Origin of the sequence: Porphyromonas sp. KLE 1280, from assembly GCF_000700805.1 — a bacterium.
Taxonomy (GTDB): Bacteria; Bacteroidota; Bacteroidia; order Bacteroidales; family Porphyromonadaceae; genus Porphyromonas; species Porphyromonas pasteri.
In genome coordinates this window covers 880,798-902,230 of the sequence record NZ_KL362962.1, presented here as the reverse complement: position 1 = coordinate 902,230, position 21,433 = coordinate 880,798, and the positions used below count along the sequence as shown (strand labels likewise).

Here is a 21,433-nt window from a genome sequence, read left to right as displayed (position 1 = left end):
TATGGCTAAGCGACTCTTCTACCGCATCAAGGAGGTGGCGCACCAGCTCGGTGAGCCCGTCTCGACCGTCCGCTACTGGGAGAGTGTCTTCCCGCAGGTATCGCCTCACATCTCCCCTAAGGGCGTGCGGCAGTACACCGAGCGGGATATCGAGACGCTACGCACCATACAGCTCCTCCTGCGAGAGAAGGGGATGACGATCGAGGGGGCGAATGCCCAGCTTCGCGTCCGTCAGTCCTCACTCGAGTCGCGCGCCGATACGCTACTCCGCCTACGGCAGATCCGTCAGCAGCTCGATGAGCTGCGTAAGGCACTCGGCTAATCGCCCCTTGCCATAGTCAGCTGAATAGCCGATAAAAAACATAAGCCCGTGCTCCCACATCTGGGGGCACGGGCTTAGGCTTTTGTGGCGCTTAGTGGAGCCTATGCTTTAGCAAAGAGACGTAGGCTGTGCACCTTGTGGCGGATGGAGAGCGTATTGATGAGCGCTGTGATGAGGAAGATGCCGACACCGATGAGGGCGGTCGTGCCAAGCCCTCCGCTCACTTCGTCAGAGAGCAGACGCTGGGCTGCCTCGATATAGTACCCACGGGCATAGGCCACAGCGACGAGACTAAGGCCGAGGACAGCACACTGCACGAGGAGCGTCAGTGCGATGTAGGGGCGGATGACGGCACTACGCGTGTAGCCGAGCAGCAGGAGATCCTCGATCTGTCGCGTATTCTTCTGCAGGAGCAGGTATATCGAGAGTAGGAGCAGATAGACCGAGAGGGTGGAGATGAGTACCCCGATAGCTAAGACAAGCCCCGCGAGGAGTCGCAGGAGGTACATTGATTCGCCCGATGCGAGGCGCTCGCCTTCGCTCTCATAGTGGTGGTCACGCAGGTAGAGCGTGATGGCTGGATCGGAGGGGCTCTTGACCTCGACGATGAGGCGTGTCGAGGGGGCTTCGGCACCAGGTGCCAAGCGTTCGTTCATCGCCTCAAGGAAGGGTAGGGGGACGAGTAGCGTATTGAGGCGGTTGGAGAAGCCTACGATACGGCCACGTAGCTGGACCTCTTCGCCAGCACCCGAGAGGTCGAGCTGAAGGGGAAGGCTACTCATCGTCGCCTCGGAGAGAAGCGGAAGGCCCTGGCTCTGCGCGAAGGCAGAGTTGTACAGCCCGAGGTAGTTGCGTGGGATGATGATCGGCACTTCATCGCTATTCGGATCGTACTTCCAGTCCTCGGCCTTCACGTCGAGGAACTCTTCGGGTACGGCTTCGAAGAACATATAGGTCGACATCCCGATGCCGAGCGTCAGGCCAGCCGACACACGGAACTTCGAGGGGAGGAAGCGCCCGACACGCAGGGCAAAGTCTTGCTTCGATAGCTCTTCGATTTCGCTGGCGGAGAAGCTGTTGCTCTTCTTCCCGCTGAAGATGCCGCCGCGTACCTGCTTGCTGATGATGATGTAGTCGCCCTTCATGAAGCGGTCCTTCGCACCGAGGACGCTCGTCGCATCTTGGTAGAACTGGCACCCGAGTAGGATGATCGCCATACCGATGAGGTTGGCGACGAAGAAGCCGAAGAGCTGCAGTGGGCTGATATGACGGCTCAGCAGGCGTATGACAAGTCTATTCATAGGGCTATAGCTGGTAGGTGTGGTGATACTCCAGCGGTAGGTGCTTGCCTACGGAGGTGACGATGACGGAGGCGCCTTGGGCGGTGGCTTCGGCGGTGATGAGCCCTGCGAGCGTACGGCCATTCGCCTCATCGAGGTGGCTGATGGGCTCGTCGAGGAGGAGGAAGTCGAAGGGCTGACAGAGTGAGCGGATAGCGGCAAGGCGCTGCTGCTGCCCGAGGGACAGCAGGCGTGCGGGGCTCTTGAGCTTGTCGGCAATACCGAGTGCCTCGAAGTAGCCCTCAATAGTCTGGCGGTCCTTATGCCCTGTGAGTTGGTTCTTGATCCACACGTTGTCCCAAGCCGTTAGCTCGCCGAAGAGGCGCATATCCTGGAAGAGGAAGCTCAGGGATTCACGTCGGATGCGCCCCCAGGCTGAGGCGGAGAGTGCGCGGATATCTTGTCCGTCGAAGGCGATGCGCCCCGAGTAGTCGCCACGCCAACCGTAGACGAAGCTACAGAAGGACGACTTACCAGCGCCGGAAGAGGCTTCTATGAGATAGTGCTTGCCTCGCTCGAGGCTGAGCTCCTGTCGCCAGACCTCGGAGACGAGATCGGTACGCTCACGGAAGACCTCGGGTAGGACTTGGGAGAGGGTGATTTGCTGCATGGAGAGATGGACTATACTTAGTCGCTTGTATTCTTGGGGGAGGGAAAATGCGGGTCTGTGCGACTGCACCCCCGTGATTATCAACGTGCAAGATATGGATTATCGGCTTATGATGCAAGAATAATGCAGTGGAAGGGTGGTGCGAACCCCATCACGGGGATTCTTCTTGCCCTGCGGAGCAAAATCTACATTCCCGTGAAGAAAAAGGGAGCTTCCCGTAGTGCATTTCCTCTGTCTATGCACGTAGTCTTAAAGACCAGGTACGTAAATCCCAAAGACTACGTACGTAGATTTTAGAGCCACGCACGTAGATCAAACTTATCAGCTATTCGTCAGCAACTTTTATTCGTACTCATAGGAAATCATTTGACTACTGCTTCCTGCTTTTCTCTCCGAAGGGATGGACTCCGAAGTGGCGCTACCGTATGATGCTTGAGCGCAAATAGTCTTATCTTGGTGCCATAAAGCACGCGAGGCCCGAAGCAGAGATGCTTCGGGCCTCGCATATTTGATACAGCTGAGCTGTGAGCTACGAGCGGCGCAGCACGCGAGCGTAGGCGAAGGACGTGATCAGGAAGTAGACCAGCGCCTGTACCCACAGCGTGATGTACTGCGGTAGGATGTCGGAGAGCTGTGCGCCCATACTGCTCACGGCGACGAAGGCTTGGACGCCTGGCGTCGAGGGGATGAGATAGCCCAGCGCGCGCAGGGGGCCAGGGATAGCCGACAGAGGCCACGACAGCCCCGTGAGGAAGAGGAAGGGCACCGAGGTGAAGACCCAGAGGATCATCGCCTTCTCACGGTGGCGCGTCAGGAGACTGCAGCCGAGAGAGAAGAAGATCATCGCCAGGATCATCGGCAGGAAGAGCAGCACATAGGTCGTGAAGTCCGTCAGCTGTGGTAGGCCGAAGAGCCAGGGTGCGACGACCAGCGTGAAGAGCGACGTCACCGAGTAGAGGGTGAAGTAGCAGATCGCACGACCTATGAGGAGGCGCATTACGCTGACGTAGTGCCCGCCGACGTACTGCACGGGTGTGCTCAGCCCGCCACGCTCACGCTGCGTACCCGACATCATCGCGATGCCGATGAGGAGCGTCTGCTGGATGATGAGCACCAGCACCCCAGGCAGGAGGAAGCCTTGGAAGCCCCCTTGCGGGTTGTAGGGTACGACCCATTCGCTCTCGATAGGGCGGACGGAGATACGTGTGGCTTCGCTGGAGGGACCGTGGTGGCGCTCCGCTTCGATTTCGCGCCCCATCGTCAGCGCTACCTCGGTCGTCGCCAGAGAGAAGGCCTTATAGTAGAGTGCAGAGACGAAGGTCGCATGCAGGTCGACGTGCGCTTGGCGCCCGCTCATCAGCATACGGTCGAAGTCTTCGGGGATAATCAAGATGCCGTAGGCGCGCTCCTCCCCGATGAGGCGGTAGGCCTCTGACTCCCCAGCGACATGAGCCACCACACGTACATCGGGCGAAGCATCGACACGGCGGATGAATTCGCGTGAGTGTGCCGTGTGGCTCTTGTCGATGACGACCAGTGGTGCCTCCCGCACGACTTCGCTCCCATAGAGGGCGGAGTAGAGGAAGGGATAGGCGAAGGGGACGACGAGGAAGAAGAGGATAGCCCCGCTGTCTGCGAAGATATGACGGAACTCCCTGAGGCAGACCTGCCAGAGGTCACTCATGCGGAGTCTGAGAGATCGGATGATATTCATAGAAGCATCAAGCGATATAGCCGACATTCAGGAGGTACTTCCTCAGACGAGGTAGCATGATGAGCGGCAGGAATATGAAGGCGAGTAGCCCGATATATTGGGGGAGCGAGTCAGCGAAGGGTGCCCCGATGAGCGCCTGATTGATCCCTATGCGGAAGTAGTAGCGCAGGGGGAAGATATAGGCCAGCGCCTGCATCGGTGCGATCATCGAGCTCACGGGGATACTCATCCCCGAGATCGAGAAGGACAGCATCCCGAGGAGGCTACCGAGGCTCATGCCCATACGGAGCACGGGGATCAGCGAGATGAAGAAGATACCGAGGGCCTGAGCTGCCAGCACGAGGAAGAGCATAGCAAGTGCCATCGGTGCCCAGCCCGACTGCAGGGGATAGCCCATCCAGCCGTAGAGGATGCCCTGGATGATCCAGCCCGAGAGGACGAAGAGGATGGTCTGCGGAAGGAGCTTGCCGATGAGCGCACGGCTCATCGAGCCCTTAGCCAGACGAAGCCATTCGCTCGCCGTACCGCGCTTGATCTCGAGACCAATGCTGTACGAGGTGAGGAGTAGGATCATCAGCTGCAGGATACCCGGGAGGATCGTCGTGGTGAGGTAGGCCGAATAGTTCAGCCAAGGGTTACTCATCACTTCATTGCGCACGACGATGGGCTGCACGGTAGCCATGATCTCCTCCATCGTCTTGCCCTTGGCTTGGCCGGTCTGAAGGCCGACTTTGGCCGAAGCAAGCTCGGAGAGCATCTTCATATCGCGGAAGGTGAAGCTCCCTGCCATCAGGTAGGCGCTATTGGTATAATAGTGGAGCTTGGGCTGACGTGCCGATCCCGCACCTGCCTGCAGGCCGGAGGGGATGTGGAAGATCGCATAGACCTCCCCACGGCGCATCGCTTCGAGCGCCTCGGACATCGAGGCTGCTTCGAGGGCTACCTTAGAGCTCTGGAAAGCATCGAGGCTACGTGTGAGGGCACGCGAGGTAGCGGTGTGGTCTTCGTCCACGACCGCTACAGGCATATTGGTCGGGAGTCCTCCGCCCATCATGTAGAGGAGCATTAGGGTGACCAAGAGCGGTGCCCCGAAGATGGCGAAGAGGTAGATAGGGCGCGTCGTGAGGTAGCGGAGTTCGCGCCTCAGTACGGCACCCAGACCTGTCTTGGGGGTTGACATCTTAGAGCTGACCCTTGTCAAGTACGATCGTCATACCCGCCAGCAGACCTTCGACAGGCTGGGTGGGCTGAGCAGTTACTTCGAAGGTGCGCAGGTCGTGCTGGTCGCGAGGCTTCGTAGCCTTCCACGTGGCGTAGTTCCCCATGTCCTTCATCTTCGAGACAGTCAGCTCGACCTTCTTACCGCCGAGGGCTGGGATGGTGCCGTGGAGCTTACTGCCCTGACGCAGGCCGGCGAGCTTGTCTTCACGTACGGCGAAGAGGACACGCACGGCGCGGTAGTCGGAGATGTTCATGATAGGGGCGCCCGTACCTACGAGCTCGCCCTGATGAGGGTAGATCTCGGAGATGATACCGTCGACGGGAGCGATGAGCGCACCCTCCTTGAGGTAAGCGTCGACCTCGGTGATAGCACCTGTGGCACGCTCGACGAGGGCCTGTGCAGCCCACTTGTCCTCACGCTGAGCACCGTTCATCGCCATGTCGTACTGGCTGCGAGCAGCACGCTCGGTAGCACGCATTGCGTTGAGCTGAGCGGTGGCTTCGTCGTACTTCTGTGCGGGGAGGACGCCTTCCTTGTAGAGGCGCTCGACGCGCTCGAAGCTCTTCTCAGCGACCTCGAGGCCAGCCTTAGCCTTCTGCCACATCTCGTAGGCGCCTTCCTTCTGTTCCTTACGAGCACCAGCCTGTGCCTTCTGGCTTTGGGCTTCGGCAGCGGACTTAGCGGCCTGAGCCTGCTCGAGCTTAGCGAGGACTTCGGGCGAATAGATGCGCACGAGGGTGTCGCCACGATGTACGCTCTGGCCTTCGCTGACGAGGAACTCGGTGATACGACCTGGGACCTTGCCCGCGATGCGTACTTCATCGACCTCTACTTGGCCGGTGATGATATCCTCCTTCTCACCGAAGAAGATGAAGCCTGAGAGGGCTAAGAGGACCATAGCTACGACGACGATACCGACGCCGAAGATGATACTTTTCTTGGACGATGCATTGGCAGCCTCGTTCTGCGTGGGCTGCTGGGTGGGTTGTGTACTCATTGTTTTATAGGGCAAGGATATTCTTCAGTTTGCTTTCGGAGAGGAGGACGCGGATCTGCGCGTCGATGAGACTGTCTTGTGCACTCATCCAGGCGGTCTGCGCCATGGTGTAGTTGAGCAGGGGTATGACGCCTTCCTTGTAGCCGACTTCGGCGTAGCGCATGTTCTCACGCGCCATCTCGACAGCCTTGAGAGCCGTCTGGTAGGCACGGCGAGCATCGTCAGCGGTGCGGAGTGCCTGCTTCATCTGCAGGGTGATCTTACTGCGGGCTTCGGCGAGCTCGAGCTGCTTGACGCGGTGCTCAGCCTTAGCCTGACGACGGCGGAAGGAGCCTGAGAAGAGGTCGGAGATGGGTACCTGAAGCATCGCGCCGAGGTAATACTGTCCGCCAAATTCCTTCTTCGGGCCATTGAAGCTATTGGGATTCGTAGCCGAATAGCTGGCGAAGCCGTAGACCTTAGGCAGGAGCTCTGCCGTCTCCATACGCACGCGCTTGCTATAGATGGTATCGACCATACGCAGGGAGCGTACTTCGCTGCGGCGCTCGACGGCGGCGGGAAGGTCCTCTGCCTGCAGGCGCTCGGTAGGAGCGGGGAGGGCAAGCTCGATCTGTCCTTCGTCTGCCAGATGGATCTCAGCAGAGGATTCCAAGCCGCAGAGGTCAGCCAGGAGCATCTTCGAGAGCTCGAGGCCATTCTGTACCTGACTGCGCTTGACCTCGGCTTCGCTGAGCTTGGTGCGGACGGAGAGGCCGTCGGCCTTCGTCGCTACACCCGCTGCGATGGAGGCATCTACGTCATGCACAGTCCGCGTCAGTAGGGTTACGAGCTGGTCGAGTAGGCGCGACTTGCTGTCGAGGGAGATGATCTGCCAATAGGTCTCATCGACCTTCGTCTCGATCTCCGTAGCAGCTGTCTCACGGAGGTTATCCTGCAGCTGCTCGGCGAGCGAGGCCATCTGATAGCCTGTGGTGATCTTACCTCCGAGGTAGATGGGCTGGATGGCGGTGACGTTGGCCACCCATACGTTGCGCAGGTCGACGGTGCCGAGGTGACGCAGACGATCGGGGATGAGGAAGTTGAAGGAGCCCAGGGGCTTGTCCCAGTCGATGAGGTGGAATTCCTTCTGCATGTGCAGGTAGGCTCCGCGAGCCGTCACCTGAGGGAAGAACTTCGTGAAGACCTCTTGCTTGCGGGCGTGGGCAGCTTCGCGCTCGGCGTCCTTCTGCTGGAGCACCCGGCTGTGGGTCTTGGCCATTGCACGGCACTCGTCGAGGGTGAGCTTCTCTTGGGCAGAGAGCAGCGACGTGCTGGCCACGAGCCCAGTGAGGAGGAGGGCTATACGCTTGGTGCGTACTGATAAACGTAGATCCATTATAGCTATTTCTTATTCTTACTTAGTCTTGGGTGGGCTCGCGCTTGATCTGGCAGGTGATGCGGCCGAGCGCTTGGCGGATATTCTTCTTCGGGTGCATGATGATCTTCGCAGGCTGGAGGGTCGCTTCGGTGACCTCCTCGGGGGTGTTCATCAGCTTGCCTTGGACGAAAGGCATAAGTGTGCCTATCTCTCCAAGGTCGACGCCGACGCCTTGCTCGAAGCTCGTACATACGACCTCGGCGAAGGCGTGCAGAGCGGACTCTACATCGATGCGGGAGAGCGAACAGATATTGCTGATCTGCTCCATCACTTGGTTGATGCTTAGCTTCTCGCGCTTCGTAGGATAGGCGTAGTAAAGCGTCTTGCCGGCGCGAAGGCCCTGCTTAGATACCTTACTCTTTATCTCAAGAGTCATCATATTTCTTATTGTTTTTTTTGGTGACCTATGTGTGGTGAATAAAATTGCCTTACATAGGTGGTTCGTTATGCAAAGGTAAGTAACAAAATGTTATCAACCAAATATTCATTGCTTTTCTCCGCTTTTCTCTCGTCTTTTCCCTTGCCTACCAGCTCCTCCCTCCGAGGATGGGCGATGCTCAGCTCTTATTGATGCGCTGTCTTTCCCTCGCTGAGCGTGAAAGATTTGCCGTGACTACTGCTCAGGATTTTCCTTTTTGATGCTTAATGTGCTGTGTGATAGTGTGGATTGAAAATCCAAGATTTGCCAAATGACTTGGTGAAGAATTGCCGGAATTGTGCTGTGTCTCCTCTTGGAGCTTCGGTGTTATGCCTCCGAGAAGGGGGGATGGAGTGCCTTCGCCTGTGCCGTCGTCGGAGTCTCATTAGCAGGGGAGAGCTACCGCTATTGGGGCGGGAGTCTCTTGTGTCTTCATTGACTTGAGAGGGCATTCCTATGCAGGGTGAGTTCCACGCTACCGAAGGGAAAGTTTCCACGGCATAGAGGTAAAGCCACGAACGAGTATAGCATTACTTCTGTCTACGTGCCTGGATCTAAAATCTACGCACGTGGATCTTAGAGTTTACGTGCGTGGATGATAAATCTACCTACGTAGATAAGCGAAATGCACTATACGAAGTCTATTATTTGACTATTGCGATGGCGCTTTTTCTCAGCGTGTGTGAGGGGTGAAGCTGTATAGGAAGGGACTGCGCGACTTAGGTGGAAGCGACTCGGTTGGGTGGAAGATAATGCTCTGAATAGGGCTGTTGGGTGGCTTGAAAGTGGGGGATCAGTGGCCAGACGAAGGCGAGTAGGGTAGGCTATTCTCGCAGGCTTTACCCTTCGAATTAATTGTGTCGTGTGCGATATATGTAGGATTTGTATTACCTTTGCAGTGGAAACAGATCATCAGCTATAAGGAAGGAATAGACTCTATGAACGGGGCGGTCTTATCAAGCTGCTCGATACCTCTTGCTTTCTCGCTAAGTAGCTCTAAGGAGCGCCCTGATGCTCTTACTCCCAGTAGTACTTTACATTAAATAGATTCAGCTATGTCAATCAAGGTTTTGTACACGACTTCGGCTCGTGTCGAAGGTGGCCGCCGCGAAGGCCACGCCGTAAGTAATGATGGTGTACTCGATGTACAGCTTCGCTCGCCCAAGGAACTCGGTGGTCAGGGCGGTGGTACCAACCCCGAGCAACTCTTTGCAGCTGGCTATGCCGCCTGCTTCGATAGCGCCCTTGGGCTCGTCCTGCGCCAGAGCAAGCTCCATGCGAAGACGGCCGTCACTGCAGAGGTCAGCCTCGGTGAGAATGGTGAAGGAGGCTTCGGCCTCGCTGTCAAGCTCCGTGTCGAGGTCGATGGTATCGATCGTGAGGCTGCACAGCAGGCTGTGGAGCGTGCCCATCAGGTATGCCCCTACTCCAACGCGACGCGCGGTAACATCGACGTAACCCTCGAGCTCGTCTAATGCTCGCTACGCTCCCGACGAGCAAGACGCAGCACGCCTTTCGTATCCTTCTCGGGCTCTTCCTCCTCTATGCGGGGATCAGCCACATGACCTTCCGCCGTGCGGACTTTGTGGCGCAGGTGCCCGACTGGCTCACGATGAGCAAGGACTTCGTCGTGCTAGCCTCGGGTGTCGTCGAGATGCTCTTAGGGCTCTCGCTCGTGGTGCTCTATCGTCAGCGCGTGTGGGTCGGGCTGGTCGTAGCGATCTTCTTCGTGGCGATCTTCCCTGGCAACATCCATCAGTACACGGAGGGGATCAGCGCCTTCGGGCTCGATACGGATACGAAGCGCTTGGTGCGCCTCTTCTTCCAGCCACTGCTGGTCCTCTGGGCTCTGTGGTCCACAGGGGCGCTCAAGGCTCTATGCCAGCGCTCTAAGTGCTAAGCTCTATCTCTCAACTCTAATCTGCGGCGTAGCCCATAGGTGCCGAAGGAGTAGCCTCCCTCGGTGCCTATGGGGTGTGCATTCTTCGAAGATATATACATCGTATGTCCTCACCTTCACTCCTTCTGGAGGATCAGCTTTGCTTCCGCTTCTACACCGTCGTCCGGCTGATCACACGGCTCTACCAGCCTCATCTTGACCGTCTGGGGCTGACCTATCCGCAGTACCTGGTCTTGCTCGTCCTGTGGGAGCAGGACGGGGTGCCCCTCAGTCACATCGTAGATCGTCTGGGGCTGAATACGAATACGCTCACGCCTCTGCTGAAGCGCCTCGAGGCGGCGGGCTTCGTCACGCGTACGCGTGGTACGGTCGATAGTCGGCAGGTGATCCTCTGTCTTACCCCTCAGGCGAAGGCCTTGCGTGAGGAGGCTGAGGATATCCCTTCGCTCTTCTCCTGCAAGCTGCGAGATGCAGGCTGTGCCGAGGGCGAACTATCGGCACTCCATGAGCAACTCGATCATCTGATCTCACGCTTGGAGACTGTCACTCAGACCGCAGGAGTATAGCTCTCTTCAATAGGGATAAAGCACCCCGCCCCACACCGTAAGCCTGATGGCTCGTGGTGTGGGGCGGGGTGCTTTGTATGGATTATGGGCGGTGTGGGGCGCGCTTACTTGCGGTAGTCCTGCTCGATGTAGTCGATGAAGGCCTTGTTCACCAGGTGCGAGCCGCCAGCGGTGGGGTAGTTGCCGCTGAAGTACCAGTCGCCAGGGTGACCAGGGATCGCCGTGTGAAGACCCTCCAGGCTCTGGAAGACCAGCTCGACCTCGGCCTGAGTGCCTACGGGACGAAGGAGCTCGACCATCTTGCGGGAGATCTCTTCGGGCGAGAAGGGAGCGTAGATCGCCTTGACGACATTCTCCACGTGCTCGTTGTGCGAGACGCTCTCCAGCTCACGCGCCTTCTGATACTGCTCCTCGAGGAGATGCTGCATACCTCGCTCTTCGATGAGGGCGATAGCGGCGCGGAAGGCGATGAACTCCTTCATCTTACTCATGTCGATGCCGTAGTAGTCGGGGTAGCGGACCTGTGGGCAGCTCGAGACGATGACGATCTTCTTCGGGCCCAGGCGGTCGAGGATACCGATGATACTCTGGCGAAGGGTCGTCCCACGCACGATGCTGTCGTCGATGACGACGAGGTTGTCCACGCCACGCTCTACGGTGCCGTAGGTGATATCATAAACGTGTGCTGCGAGCTCATTGCGGCTCTTACCCTCGGAGATGAAGGTGCGGAGCTTGATGTCCTTGATAGCGACCTTCTCAGTGCGGACGCGTGCGGAGAGGATCTCACGCAGGGCTTCGTCGGAGAGTGAAGGCGTGCTCTTGATCTGTCGGAGCTTCTCCTCAGTGAGGTGCTTGTCCATACCCTCGATCATGCCGTAGTAAGCGACTTCGGCGGTGTTGGGGATGAAGGAGAAGACCGAGTGGCGTAGGTCGCCACCGATGGCACGGAGGATAGCGGGCGTAAGCTGCTCACCGAGAGCCTTACGCTCGCGGTAGATGTCGACGTCACTACCACGGGAGAAGTAGATGCGCTCGAAGCTACAAGCCTGATCCCGCTTAGGCTGGATGATCTGCTCGGTGCGGACCTCGGCAGCGCGATTGACGAGGATAGCTTGCCCTGGGCGAAGCTCGGTGATCTGCTCGGCGGGGACGTTCATCACCGTCTGGATGACGGGGCGCTCAGAGGCCAAGACGACGACTTCATCGTCGATATAGTAGAAGGCTGGACGGATGCCGTGGGGGTCGCGCATGGCGTAGGTCTCACCGCTACCCGTCTCCCCGCACATGACGAAGCCACCGTCCCAGAGGGGGGCACACTGGCGCAGGACGTTCGCCAGATCGATGCGCTCCTCGATGTAGTGCGTGATATCCATGCCCGTGAGGCCGTGGGTACGACTCTCATTGAAGAGGCGCTCGACTTCGCGATCAAGGCGATGCCCGAGCTGCTCAAGCAGGATGTGCATGTCGGAGACGTGGCGGGGATGCTGCCCGACAGAGGTAATGGTGTCGAAGACGTTAGTGACGTTCGTGAGGTTGAAGTTACCGCAGATGGAGAGGCACTTAGCGCGCCAGTTGCTGCGGCGGATCATGGGGTGCACGTAGGTCAGGCCACTCTTGCCCGTCGTGCTATAGCGCAGGTGTCCCATGAGGCAGGAGCCAGCGAAGGGCAGGTAGCGCTCGGCATAGGCTGCATCAGCTAGCTTCTCTGCGGGGACGTCAACGAAGGAGGCGTAGACGGAGTTGAAGATCTCTTGGATGGCAGAGGCACCTTCGGCGCGCTCGCGGAAGAGATATTCGTCACCAGGAGCCGCGTGGAGCTTGACGACAGCGAGCCCAGCACCTTCCTGACCGCGGTTGTGCTGCTTCTCCATGAGGAGATAGAGCTTATTGAGGCCATACATCCAGGTGCCATACTTCTCTTGGTAGTAGGCGAGGGGCTTACGCAGGCGGATCATCGCCACGCCACATTCGTGCTTGAGGGGTTCCATTGAGTGAAGGGATAAATCTATGGAGTCGGTATAGAGGAAAGAAGTAAAGATGCGCATGCCTCCCGCAGCGGGGAGTATGCGCATCTTTGACTTATCTATTTGTGCATAGGAGGGTGCGGAGGATTAGCGCTTGCCTTGCTTCTGGGCTTTGCGCTGCTGCTCCTGCTGGAGGCGCTGAGCTTCCTCGAGGCGCTGCATCCACTTAGACTTCTTGCGGGGCTTCTTCTTGTTCTCTTCGAGCTGGCGGAGGAGCTTGTCCTCGTTGAGCGTCCAGCGGAAGGCGAAGTACTGCAGGATGGTGATGAGCGTAGAGACGAAGTAGTAGTAGCTAAGACCCGAGGCGTTCTGGTTGAACATGAAGAAGAACATGATCGCCATAATATAGGGCATCATCTTCATGCCGGCCATACCTTCGCCTGAGGGGCTCTGATTCATCGTGTAGCGCGTGTAGAGGATGTTCGTCACCGTCATCAGCACGCAGAAGAGGCTCAGGTGGTTGCCCAGGAAGGACGAGATGAGGGGGATGTTCGCATTCCACGAGATGACAGCATCATAGGTAGAGAGGTCGTCAGCCCAGAGGAAGCCCTGTCCGCGCAGTAGGATGGAGGTAGGGAAGTACATGTACAGCGCGATGAGGAAGGGCATCTGCAGTAGCATAGGCAGACAGCCGCTCATCGGGCTGGCACCAGCAGAGCGATAGAGATTCATCGTCTCGGTCTGACGCTTCATCATCTGATCCTGCTCCTTGCCAGGGTACTTAGCGTTGATGGCCTCGATCTGAGGACGCAGCACACGCATCTTCGCCTGCGACATATAGCTCTTGTAGGTGAAGGGCCAGAGAAGCATCTTGATGAAGAGCGTCATCAAGAGGATGATGATACCCCAGTTCGACAGGAAGCCAGAGAGGAAGGTCACCACGGGGATGATCAGATACTGGTTGATCCAGCGGAAGACGCTCATGCCGAGGTAGACGAGGTGGTCGAGGTGCAGGGCGTTTGCCTTGTCGACACCTTCGTCATAGCCCTTCAGGAGGTCGTAGTCGTTGGGGCCGAAGAAGAACATGAAGGGCACGACGGTCTCCGTCTCCTTGACAGAGATGGGGAAGGTCCCCTTGAAGTCGCCGGAGCGGACGTAGCCGCTACCTTCGCCCTCGGTCTTGAGGGCAAGCTTATTATCCTTGAAGCCCGTAGCCGAAGCGATCAGTACGGAGCTGAAGTACTTGTCCTTGAAGGCCACCCAGCGCAGCGTCTCTTGGATATCTTCGTTGGCTTCGCTGGTCGTCTCGAGACGGTCTACATCGCCCTGAGGGTAGTGGTAGTAGATACCGCTATACTGCCCCTCGAACTTCCAGGACTGCTCCTGCTGGGGGATGCGCTGACGCCACTCGATATCCTGCAGCGCAATGTTCACGGGGAGGAAGCGACGAAGCTCGTGACCGCGGATGGTGAAGTCCACGCGGTAGTCGGAGCTACGGAGCTTATATACGTAGTCGAGGTAAGCTGACTCGTCGAGCTGCATACGTAGGGTAGCAGTAGAGTCGGTGGCTTCGATGATGTCGAAGTTGGCATCAGCCGTGCTCACCATACGGTTGTCGAGCGTACGCAGGGGGAGGTCCAGACGCGTGTCGCCCTTACGGAAGAGGTGTACGGGTTTCTTCGACTGGTCGAGGTAGTCTGCGAGTACGGCTTCGACAGGGGCACCACCACGGGTGGAGATGGAGAGAGTGAGCTTCTCGTTCTTCAGTACGATGACCTTCTCTTCCTTAACCTGCTGGTAAGGGGGGAGGATGGGAGCACCCGTGCTGTCGAGGGCGGCGGTGTCAGCCGTGGCCTGTGGGGCAGCGGGCTGCTGGGCTACGACGTGGGTGGTATCCGCTGGTGGCGGTGTCTGCTGAGTCGGGTCGGGCTTGCTGAACCAGGTGAACCCGATGAGTACGGCCCCGATGAGTAGGGCTCCGATGAGTGTATTCTTATCCATTAATCTATACTATGCCTCCACACGCGCCAGTGGGGCGCTGGAGGCTGTGTGATACAGTCGCGGGGGGCTCTTAGGCCTGATGGCGCTCGCCACCGTGCTTGATCGCCTCCTTCACGAAGGCGAGGAAGAGCGGGCTGGGGTGGAGTACCGTGCTGCGGTACTCGGGGTGATACTGCACGCCGACATACCAAGGATGTCCGCTGAGCTCTACCGTCTCGACGAGCCCCGTGTCAGGGTTCTCCCCTGCACAGATCATACCAGCTGCTTCGTAAGCCTCGCGATACTGGCTGTTGAACTCGAAGCGATGGCGGTGACGCTCACGGATGAAGTCCGAGCCATAGGCGGCTGCGATCTTTGATCCTGGGCGCAGTACGCAGTCGTAGCCCCCGAGACGCATCGAGCCTCCGAGGTCGGAGATGCTCTTCTGCTCCTCCATGAGGTCGACGACCTTGTGCGTGGTCGTGGGGTCAATCTCCGTGGTGTGGGCATCGCTCCAGCCCAAGACGTTGCGGGCGAACTCGATGACCATACACTGCATGCCGAGGCAGATACCCAGCGTGGGGATGCCGTGCTCACGGGTATAGCGCAGGGCGACGAACTTCCCGTCGACACCGCGGGAGCCGAAGCCCGGAGCTACGACGACACCATCAACACCACCCAGCAGTTCGGCTACATTCTCTTCAGAGACCTTCTCGCTGTGTACGGAGATGAGGCGGAGCTTGCGACCGCTGTAGGTAGCAGCTTGCAGGAGCGCTTCGTCGATGGACTTGTAGGCATCCTGTAGCTCGACGTACTTACCGACGAGGGCGATGGTGACGAAGTCCTTGGCTTCTTCACGCAGAGCGAGGAACTTCTTCCACTCCTTCAGCTCGGGCTTAGCCTCGGGCGTGATACCGCTCTTCTTGAGCACGATCTCATCGAGATGCTGATCGCCGAGTGCCAAGGGTACCTGATAGATGGTGGGTACGTCGACACTCTGCACGACGGACTCTGCTGAGACATTGCAGAAGAGTGCGACCTTGCGGAGGATGTCGCTGCTGAGTGTGTGCTCAGTACGCAGGACGAGGATATCGGGCTGGATACCGACCTCCTGGAGCTGCTTGACGGAGTGCTGGGTGGGCTTGGTCTTCACTTCGCCAGCCGCAGCGATATAGGGGACGTAGGTCAGGTGGACGCACAGGCAGTTCTGCCCGAGCTCCCACTTGAGCTGTCGTACGCTTTCGAGGAAAGGGAGGGATTCGATATCGCCGACGGTACCACCGATCTCGGTGATGACGAAGTCGTACTGCTTTTTGAGGCCAAGGAGCTTGACGTTGCGCTTGATCTCGTCGGTGATATGGGGGATGACCTGTACGGTCTTGCCGAGGTAGTCGCCCTTACGCTCCTTGCGGATGACGTTTTGGTAGATACGCCCGGTGGTGATGTTGTTGGCTCGTGAGGTCGCTATATCGAGGAAGCGCTCATAGTGTCCGAGGTCCAGGTCGGCTTCGTGCCCGTCATCGGTGACATAGCATTCGCCGTGCTCGTAGGGGTTGAGGGTGCCTGGGTCAATGTTGATGTAGGGGTCGAACTTCTGTATCGTGACGCTGTAGCCACGTGCCTGTAGGAGCTTGCCAAGAGAGGCAGCTACGATCCCCTTGCCTAAGGAAGAGACGACGCCCCCCGTGACGAAGATGTACTTTGTTTCCACTATGCGCTATTATATATCGGATGAAGCGTACTCCAGCTATGGCCACACGACCCCCTTGCCTTGCAGGGGGTAGGGACGAGCAGATAAGTACTCCACCCAAGTTACCCTGCAAAGATACGCTTTTTACCCGCTATGCCCTCCGCCTTAGAAGCGGAAGCCCAGGGAAAGGCCCATGTTGAAGAGATAGGATTGGTATTTGAGGTTCGAGACCTTCACGTTGTTATCCGTCTTGTTGTCAAAGGTGAAGACAGCTTGCTCCGTCATGCTTAGGAGCTCGCTGCGGACAGCCTCTTCGAGGACAGCATGGCTGACATCATCGAAGTTCGCGGTGAAGCCCCCTCGAGCGAAGCCGCGTCCGACACCGAGGATGTGCCAGTCTAAGACGATGTTCTTCCGTCGGCCGAAGAGCCATTGTGCCCCGATGTTAATGCCGAAGGAGTGCATCGTGGCACTGCCATTGTAGCGCACGTCGAAGAAGTTCGTCCCACTGCCTACCATATGATGGTGTACATACATACGCTGGTGGGAGAATTCGCTGTGCTGGGCGCGGTAGTACGCTTCCATATAGAAGCCATGCCCCATGCCCCCGTTGAGATAGCATCTTATCTGAGGAGAAGCGGCTATATACCTCGGCTGCTCGGGAGAGAAGACGAAGGAGTTGCTCATGAAAAAGGGATTGGTGTGGAAAGCACCTGACTGCTTCTCCGTAGCCCCGTTAGGGGAGAACTCGAGGGAGAGCTGTGCACTAGCGCCTCGTGTGATGAGACGCTCGACCTTGAGGTTGAGGTGCCCCAGGATGTCGTTGAAGGGGTTAGTCTTGATGATGGTCTTCCCATCAACGAGGGAGTAGAGCTGTGGGAGGTCAGTCTGTGGAGTCTGCGCCAGCATCGGGAGCGAGCCGAGGCCGAGCATAAGAGCTATAAGTGTCCTTCGCATAATTGATGGCGTGTGTGTAGAACGTGCTTGGGATGAGATAAATGAGTGCCTTAGAAGCGGAAGCCGATAGAGAGCCCCATGTCGAGGACGTAGGTTTGGTATTTGATATTGGTTATTCTTACCGTATGGCCCTCTTTGTTGTAGGAGATCTCAGCATCCCTCCCATCGTTGGGCAGGCTTCCTCGGAAGGCTTCTTCGAAGTTATTACGGTTGGCTGGTGGGATGAAGCTCCCGTAGAGATCCCCTCGGACGAAGCCACGGCCGATCCCAGCGATGTACCAGTCTAAGACGATATTCTTCCGACGGCCAAAGAGCCACTGCGCCCCGATACCAAAGCCGACGGCATGCATCGTGGAGTGACCATTATAGTTTAGCCGAGCATCGTCAAGAGCACTCCCATACATTGCTGTGGATCTCATCACTTGATCATTGAACTCATTGCGCTGGAAGTGATAGTACGCATGTATGTAGAAGCCATAGCCCAGCCCATCATTGAGATACCATCTTATCTGGGGTGAAAAGGCGATGTACTTCGGCTGGTAAGGGTAGAGGGCGGTGTTGCTGATCACAGGAGCGACATTATGGAAGGCTCCTATCTGCTCGCCATTACTATTCCCAGGGGAGGAGAAGACGGAGAACTGTGCGCTAAGCCCATCGGTAATGATGCGCTCGATCTTGAGGTTGAGGTTCCCGAAGATGTCGCTGAAGGGATTGGTCTTTACGATGGTCTTCCCATCGAGGAGCGAATAGGCCTGTGTGGGGTCTGGTTTGGGTGTCTGCTGCGCCAGCACGGGTAGCGAGCCGAGAGCAAAGAGCAGAGGGGTAAGTCTCTTGATCATAATGGATAGAGGTATAGATCGTGTCGTATTGTACCGCTAAATTAGTGAATTCAGGGAGTTTTTTCTGCAGGTATTTTGATGTGACGTAAGTCGTCGGGGGAAAGGGCATTGCGGGGAGGGTAAAAGGACCCAGTATTGGTCGCTGTTCCAACCACTATTAGGTTGTTGCTCCGGGTAGGGATAAAAGTTGCGGATGAGCGGTAGATAAGTTTGGTCTACGTATGTGGCTTTAATATCTACGTACGTGGATATTTGGATTTGCGTGCTTGGTCTTTAAGACTACGTGCGTAGATAGAAGAATATCACTACGTGAAGGCGCTTTTCTTCACGAGAATGACGCTTTTCCTTCCACTGAATAAGAGGAATACTCGCGATAAGGCGAAGGACTTGTGTATCACTTCTGAGAGACCTATCGGGGAGCTGGGCGTGCGATACCTTAGCACAATAAGTAGGGGTTAGGACTCTATGCAACAGGCTCAGTACTGGTAACTACTGGTGACCAGTACTACTTCGCTCGGTGACCAGTACTGGTTGCTTTTACCTCAAGATACGACGAGCTGGCAGAGGGCTGTGAGCACTCTGCGAAATCTCGGGTGAAAGAGGTGGGGGTTATTCCTCGGGGAGGAGTGGTTCACCGAGGTCGCGTAGACCTTCGATGAGGTAGGGGCGTGTGATGTCCCGTGGCTTGAGGATCTCCCGATCCCAGGTGATGAGGTCGATGTCCACGGGGATGGCTTCGGGGTGCTTCTTGCGCTGCTCGGGGGTACGGCCTGTACGACGCTCCAGAGCCTTGAGGTGTGTGGCGAAGGTCTCCAGCTCCATGCTTGTCTCCCCTACGGCGACTTGGTCGGTGAAGAGCGCATCGGAGAGCCCGAAGCTGATGGGGGCAGACTCGCGAGCTGGGGAGAAGGTGAGGCGCTCCAGCCCGAGACTGCGGAGCCCCGCTTGGGCCAGAGAGAGGTGTTTCTGTGGCTCACTATTAGAGCCCAAGGTCAAGACAAAGCGATGGAGCTTCATGGTCACTTGCTATCGGTATGCTGGGTGTGTACAGAGGCCTCGTGGATCGAGCTGAAGAGTTCCCTGAGGAAGCCTTCGTCCAGCCCCAAGGCACGGCCCTGCGATAAGCGGTCCTCCAGCAGACTGCGGTAGCGGTCGGGCTGCACGATAGGCAGGTGGGCACTGGCCTTGATATGCCCGATCTCTTCGGAGATGATCATACGCTCCCGCAGCAGGCGCAGGAGCTCGGCATCAATGTGGTCGATCTTCTCACGTAGCCCGCTGAGCATACGGTCATCGGTCGGGTGGGCTGGGCGGAGATCCAGCTGGGAGAGGATGGTGATGAGGTCGGCTGGGGTGAGCTGCTGTGCGGCATCGCTCCAAGCACTCTCGGGCTCTGGGTGCGTCTCGACCATCAGGCCGGAGAAGTTCATCTCCAGCCCCATACGGCTGACCAGCGGTACGAGGTCTCGGCGCCCAGCGATGTGGCTGGGGTCAACGAGGATGGTAAGCTCGGGATGACGGCGGCGTAGCTCGATGGGGATTTGCCAGAGGGGGGCATTGCGATAGAGCCCCTTGGCGTAGGTGCTGAAGCCGCGGTGTATAGCCCCTATCTGAGGGATACCTGCTTGGTAGAGGCGCTGGAGAGCACCTTCCCACAGCTCGATGTCGGGGTTGAGTGGGTTCTTCACCAGCACGGTGACGCGCTCTCCGCTGAGGGCTTCGGCAAGCTCTGCCATGGCAAACGGGCTTGTCGTCGTGCGTGCCCCGATCCAGAAGGTATCCAGCCCTGCTGCGAGTGCTTCCTCCACATGGCTGGCGGAGGCTACTTCGGTGGCGACCTGCATACCCAGCTCGCGCTCGACGCGCTGGAGCCAAGGCAGGCCTTCGCTACCTACCCCCTCGAAGGAGCCCGGGCGTGTGCGGGGCTTCCATAGGCTGGCACGGAAGAGGCGGATACCTCGGGCACGCAGCGCCTCGGCCGTCGCGAGGGTCTGTGCTTCGGTCTCGGCACTACAAGGGCCAGCAAAGACTATATAAGGGAAGGGAGAGGGATGACGGAGGGTGAGTGGGCGGAAGGGGGAGGCTTGCATGGGCGAGCGAGTGAGGGGCTGGGACTACGCTTGGGGCTCTGCGCCGAGCTCTTCGATGAGACGGAGCATAGAGCGATAGAGGACGGAGTGCCAGGGGTGGGTCTTCTGCGAGAGCAGGTCGTTGTGCCAGAGGAGCGTGAGCTCGCCGTTGTATCGAGCTGTCGTGCGGATGAGGTCGTGTGCGATGCGCTCGGCTTCATCTTGCTCCAGCGCCATGTAGCGCTGATCACTCAGCGTCAGGTCGCGCAGCACGAGAGGGTGGAGGATGAGCTCTGTCAGAAGGCGGGTATTGGGATTGATGAACTTCACCGGACGGCAGGTGCCGAGGCGGAAGCCGACGACATCGGCATAGCCCATCGAGTAATCATTGCGGAAGCCCGAGACGTAGGCCTGAAGGAGGTCCTCGGGCTCGCAGGAGGTGAGCTTATTGTGTCGCAGGCCACGGGGGCGCTGATGGAAAGCCTTCTCGAACTGATGGCGCTCCTTACTGATGAGCTCCGACTGGTGCCCCGCAGCATAGCTGCACTGTAGCGCCAAGAGCACCTTGTGCTTGGCGGCTATCGAGAGGATACGACGGAGGTAGAGGGAGTGGAGGCTGTAGTAAGGCTTATCCAGCGGGTGGCGCGAGGGCATGCGGATGAAGAGGAAGATATCCGATCTATCCCTACCCAAGCTATCGCAGGTATTACGATCCCACTTGAGGAACTTGGGGAAGGTGAAGTAGTCGTCCTCGATATCTGCTGAGAAGCTCAGGCGTGCAGCCTCTAAGGGACTCTTCTTCTGCTTGAGCCATGCACGCAGGAAGCTTCTCCAGCCACGATAGTTGTACGGGCGGGAGAGGTCGTGGGTGAGGTTGACTCTGCTGAAGGTATGGGGACGCTCCTCGAGGCGCAGGTTGTGGTGCTCAGCGATCCCCGTCTCGAGGAGGATCTGTCTGAGTGCCTCGCCGTACTCGTCGATGATGGGGCGGTGCAGGAAGCCTGCTCGATAGGGGAGCGCACTCTTCCCTGGGAAGCGGCCATAGGAGTCACGCTCACTACGTCGGTACATCTCCTCATAGCGGGAGATGAGGAAGTAGGTCGAGGCGAGCAGGTCGGCATGGATGATGAGCTGGCTTCCGTCAGCGCTCCACTCCTCTCGGGGCTCGCCGAAGAGTAGCGGTATCCCTCGCCACGTCTTCAGCGGGAGAGGAGGCATCGACTCCTCGGTGCCGTAGACGTCCATCTTGAAGAAGCCCGAGGGGATGATGACGATAGGATAGAGCTTCATCTGCTCAGGATCGTCGGTATAGCCGATGGCTTCGAAGCGGCGCTGGAAGCGATCGTTACCTTCACTCTGTACCCAGAGCGAGCCGACGAGGAAGTCAATGAGGTACTGGCGTATCTTCTTGCAGAGCATGGGTGCGGG

Annotated in this window: 19 protein-coding genes; 4 read left to right on the top strand and 15 right to left on the bottom strand. The window is 57.9% G+C overall.

The window, feature by feature from the left end:
- Position 1: 1 nt before the first annotated feature.
- Positions 2-322, top strand: coding sequence for a MerR family transcriptional regulator (locus HMPREF1121_RS03495; protein ID WP_009432139.1), 321 nt, complete (start codon positions 2-4; stop codon positions 320-322).
- Between the two features lie 101 nt (positions 323-423).
- Here the strand turns inward: HMPREF1121_RS03495 and HMPREF1121_RS03490 are convergent, their stop codons facing one another.
- From HMPREF1121_RS03490 to HMPREF1121_RS03460, 7 genes are all read right to left on the bottom strand, one after another.
- Entirely contained in the window at positions 424-1,623 is a 1,200-nt protein-coding gene (locus tag HMPREF1121_RS03490) for a hypothetical protein (RefSeq protein ID WP_044114648.1), read from the bottom strand.
- Positions 1,624-1,627: 4 nt separating this feature from the next.
- Positions 1,628-2,272, bottom strand: coding sequence for an ATP-binding cassette domain-containing protein (locus tag HMPREF1121_RS03485; protein WP_044114647.1), 645 nt, complete (start codon positions 2,270-2,272; stop codon positions 1,628-1,630).
- A 529-nt stretch (positions 2,273-2,801) separates the two neighbouring features.
- A complete protein-coding gene (locus tag HMPREF1121_RS03480; protein WP_052353574.1) occupies positions 2,802-3,986 on the bottom strand; it encodes an ABC transporter permease in 1,185 nt (394 codons plus the stop codon).
- Positions 3,987-3,993: 7 nt separating this feature from the next.
- Entirely contained in the window at positions 3,994-5,166 is a 1,173-nt protein-coding gene (locus HMPREF1121_RS03475; RefSeq protein ID WP_044114646.1) for an ABC transporter permease, read from the bottom strand.
- A gap of 1 nt (position 5,167) precedes the next feature.
- Entirely contained in the window at positions 5,168-6,205 is a 1,038-nt protein-coding gene (locus HMPREF1121_RS03470) for an HlyD family secretion protein (RefSeq protein ID WP_084151937.1), read from the bottom strand.
- A gap of 4 nt (positions 6,206-6,209) precedes the next feature.
- Entirely contained in the window at positions 6,210-7,580 is a 1,371-nt protein-coding gene (locus HMPREF1121_RS03465; protein ID WP_044114645.1) for a TolC family protein, read from the bottom strand.
- A 22-nt stretch (positions 7,581-7,602) separates the two neighbouring features.
- Positions 7,603-8,001: an HU family DNA-binding protein gene (locus HMPREF1121_RS03460; protein ID WP_232223726.1), complete on the bottom strand. Its 399-nt coding sequence runs from the start codon at positions 7,999-8,001 to the stop codon at positions 7,603-7,605.
- Positions 8,002-9,095: 1,094 nt separating this feature from the next.
- Here HMPREF1121_RS03460 and HMPREF1121_RS03455 point away from each other — a divergent pair.
- The 3 genes from HMPREF1121_RS03455 to HMPREF1121_RS03445 all read left to right on the top strand — a co-directional run bounded on the left by HMPREF1121_RS03455 (position 9,096) and on the right by HMPREF1121_RS03445 (position 10,506).
- Positions 9,096-9,515, top strand: a complete 420-nt coding sequence (locus tag HMPREF1121_RS03455; RefSeq protein WP_044114644.1) for an organic hydroperoxide resistance protein — start codon at positions 9,096-9,098, stop codon at positions 9,513-9,515.
- The gene (locus tag HMPREF1121_RS03450) at positions 9,515-9,940 is read left to right on the top strand and encodes a DoxX family protein (protein ID WP_044114643.1); all 426 of its coding nucleotides are present in this window, start codon (positions 9,515-9,517) and stop codon (positions 9,938-9,940) included. Before HMPREF1121_RS03455 ends, HMPREF1121_RS03450 begins: the two co-directional genes overlap by 1 nt.
- Before the next feature lie 104 nt (positions 9,941-10,044).
- Positions 10,045-10,506 (top strand): MarR family winged helix-turn-helix transcriptional regulator, encoded by a 462-nt coding sequence (locus HMPREF1121_RS03445; RefSeq protein WP_044114642.1) that lies wholly within the window; start codon positions 10,045-10,047, stop codon positions 10,504-10,506.
- Between the two features lie 104 nt (positions 10,507-10,610).
- Here HMPREF1121_RS03445 and HMPREF1121_RS03440 read toward each other — a convergent pair whose 3' ends face one another.
- The 8 genes from HMPREF1121_RS03440 to HMPREF1121_RS03405 form a co-directional block, all read right to left on the bottom strand.
- Complete coding sequence (locus tag HMPREF1121_RS03440; RefSeq protein WP_044114641.1) at positions 10,611-12,494, bottom strand: amidophosphoribosyltransferase; 1,884 nt, start codon at positions 12,492-12,494, stop codon at positions 10,611-10,613.
- Positions 12,495-12,617: 123 nt separating this feature from the next.
- The gene (yidC, locus tag HMPREF1121_RS03435; RefSeq protein WP_044114640.1) at positions 12,618-14,471 is read right to left on the bottom strand and encodes a membrane protein insertase YidC; all 1,854 of its coding nucleotides are present in this window, start codon (positions 14,469-14,471) and stop codon (positions 12,618-12,620) included.
- A gap of 70 nt (positions 14,472-14,541) precedes the next feature.
- Complete coding sequence (locus tag HMPREF1121_RS03430; RefSeq protein WP_044114639.1) at positions 14,542-16,164, bottom strand: CTP synthase; 1,623 nt, start codon at positions 16,162-16,164, stop codon at positions 14,542-14,544.
- A 141-nt stretch (positions 16,165-16,305) separates the two neighbouring features.
- Positions 16,306-17,097 (bottom strand): DUF3575 domain-containing protein, encoded by a 792-nt coding sequence (locus tag HMPREF1121_RS03425; RefSeq protein ID WP_084151935.1) that lies wholly within the window; start codon positions 17,095-17,097, stop codon positions 16,306-16,308.
- Between the two features lie 50 nt (positions 17,098-17,147).
- Entirely contained in the window at positions 17,148-17,936 is a 789-nt protein-coding gene (locus HMPREF1121_RS03420) for a DUF3575 domain-containing protein (RefSeq protein ID WP_052353573.1), read from the bottom strand.
- A gap of 609 nt (positions 17,937-18,545) precedes the next feature.
- The gene (locus HMPREF1121_RS03415; RefSeq protein WP_044114637.1) at positions 18,546-18,953 is read right to left on the bottom strand and encodes a 2-amino-4-hydroxy-6-hydroxymethyldihydropteridine diphosphokinase; all 408 of its coding nucleotides are present in this window, start codon (positions 18,951-18,953) and stop codon (positions 18,546-18,548) included.
- 2 nt (positions 18,954-18,955) lie between these two features.
- The gene (locus HMPREF1121_RS03410) at positions 18,956-20,026 is read right to left on the bottom strand and encodes a bifunctional 3-deoxy-7-phosphoheptulonate synthase/chorismate mutase type II (RefSeq protein WP_044114636.1); all 1,071 of its coding nucleotides are present in this window, start codon (positions 20,024-20,026) and stop codon (positions 18,956-18,958) included.
- A gap of 24 nt (positions 20,027-20,050) precedes the next feature.
- Positions 20,051-21,424, bottom strand: coding sequence for a UDP-2,3-diacetamido-2,3-dideoxy-alpha-D-glucuronate deacetylase VimE (locus HMPREF1121_RS03405; RefSeq protein WP_044114635.1), 1,374 nt, complete (start codon positions 21,422-21,424; stop codon positions 20,051-20,053).
- Positions 21,425-21,433 lie beyond the last annotated feature (9 nt).

Bases quoted from the DNA above. Each gene is read 5' to 3' on its own strand.
- HMPREF1121_RS03495 (WP_009432139.1), top strand. From the start codon at position 2: ATGGCTAAGCGACTCTTCTACCGCATCAAGGAGGTGGCGCACCAGCTC.
- HMPREF1121_RS03490 (WP_044114648.1), bottom strand. From the start codon at position 1,623: ATGAATAGACTTGTCATACGCCTGCTGAGCCGTCATATCAGCCCACTG.
- HMPREF1121_RS03485 (WP_044114647.1), bottom strand. From the start codon at position 2,272: ATGCAGCAAATCACCCTCTCCCAAGTCCTACCCGAGGTCTTCCGTGAG.
- HMPREF1121_RS03480 (WP_052353574.1), bottom strand. From the start codon at position 3,986: ATGAATATCATCCGATCTCTCAGACTCCGCATGAGTGACCTCTGGCAG.
- HMPREF1121_RS03475 (WP_044114646.1), bottom strand. From the start codon at position 5,166: ATGTCAACCCCCAAGACAGGTCTGGGTGCCGTACTGAGGCGCGAACTC.
- HMPREF1121_RS03470 (WP_084151937.1), bottom strand. From the start codon at position 6,205: ATGAGTACACAACCCACCCAGCAGCCCACGCAGAACGAGGCTGCCAAT.
- HMPREF1121_RS03465 (WP_044114645.1), bottom strand. From the start codon at position 7,580: ATGGATCTACGTTTATCAGTACGCACCAAGCGTATAGCCCTCCTCCTC.
- HMPREF1121_RS03460 (WP_232223726.1), bottom strand. From the start codon at position 8,001: ATGATGACTCTTGAGATAAAGAGTAAGGTATCTAAGCAGGGCCTTCGC.
- HMPREF1121_RS03455 (WP_044114644.1), top strand. From the start codon at position 9,096: ATGTCAATCAAGGTTTTGTACACGACTTCGGCTCGTGTCGAAGGTGGC.
- HMPREF1121_RS03450 (WP_044114643.1), top strand. From the start codon at position 9,515: ATGCTCGCTACGCTCCCGACGAGCAAGACGCAGCACGCCTTTCGTATC.
- HMPREF1121_RS03445 (WP_044114642.1), top strand. From the start codon at position 10,045: ATGTCCTCACCTTCACTCCTTCTGGAGGATCAGCTTTGCTTCCGCTTC.
- HMPREF1121_RS03440 (WP_044114641.1), bottom strand. From the start codon at position 12,494: ATGGAACCCCTCAAGCACGAATGTGGCGTGGCGATGATCCGCCTGCGT.
- yidC (WP_044114640.1), bottom strand. From the start codon at position 14,471: ATGGATAAGAATACACTCATCGGAGCCCTACTCATCGGGGCCGTACTC.
- HMPREF1121_RS03425 (WP_084151935.1), bottom strand. From the start codon at position 17,097: ATGCGAAGGACACTTATAGCTCTTATGCTCGGCCTCGGCTCGCTCCCG.
- HMPREF1121_RS03420 (WP_052353573.1), bottom strand. From the start codon at position 17,936: ATGATCAAGAGACTTACCCCTCTGCTCTTTGCTCTCGGCTCGCTACCC.
- HMPREF1121_RS03415 (WP_044114637.1), bottom strand. From the start codon at position 18,953: ATGAAGCTCCATCGCTTTGTCTTGACCTTGGGCTCTAATAGTGAGCCA.
- HMPREF1121_RS03410 (WP_044114636.1), bottom strand. From the start codon at position 20,026: ATGCAAGCCTCCCCCTTCCGCCCACTCACCCTCCGTCATCCCTCTCCC.
- HMPREF1121_RS03405 (WP_044114635.1), bottom strand. From the start codon at position 21,424: ATGCTCTGCAAGAAGATACGCCAGTACCTCATTGACTTCCTCGTCGGC.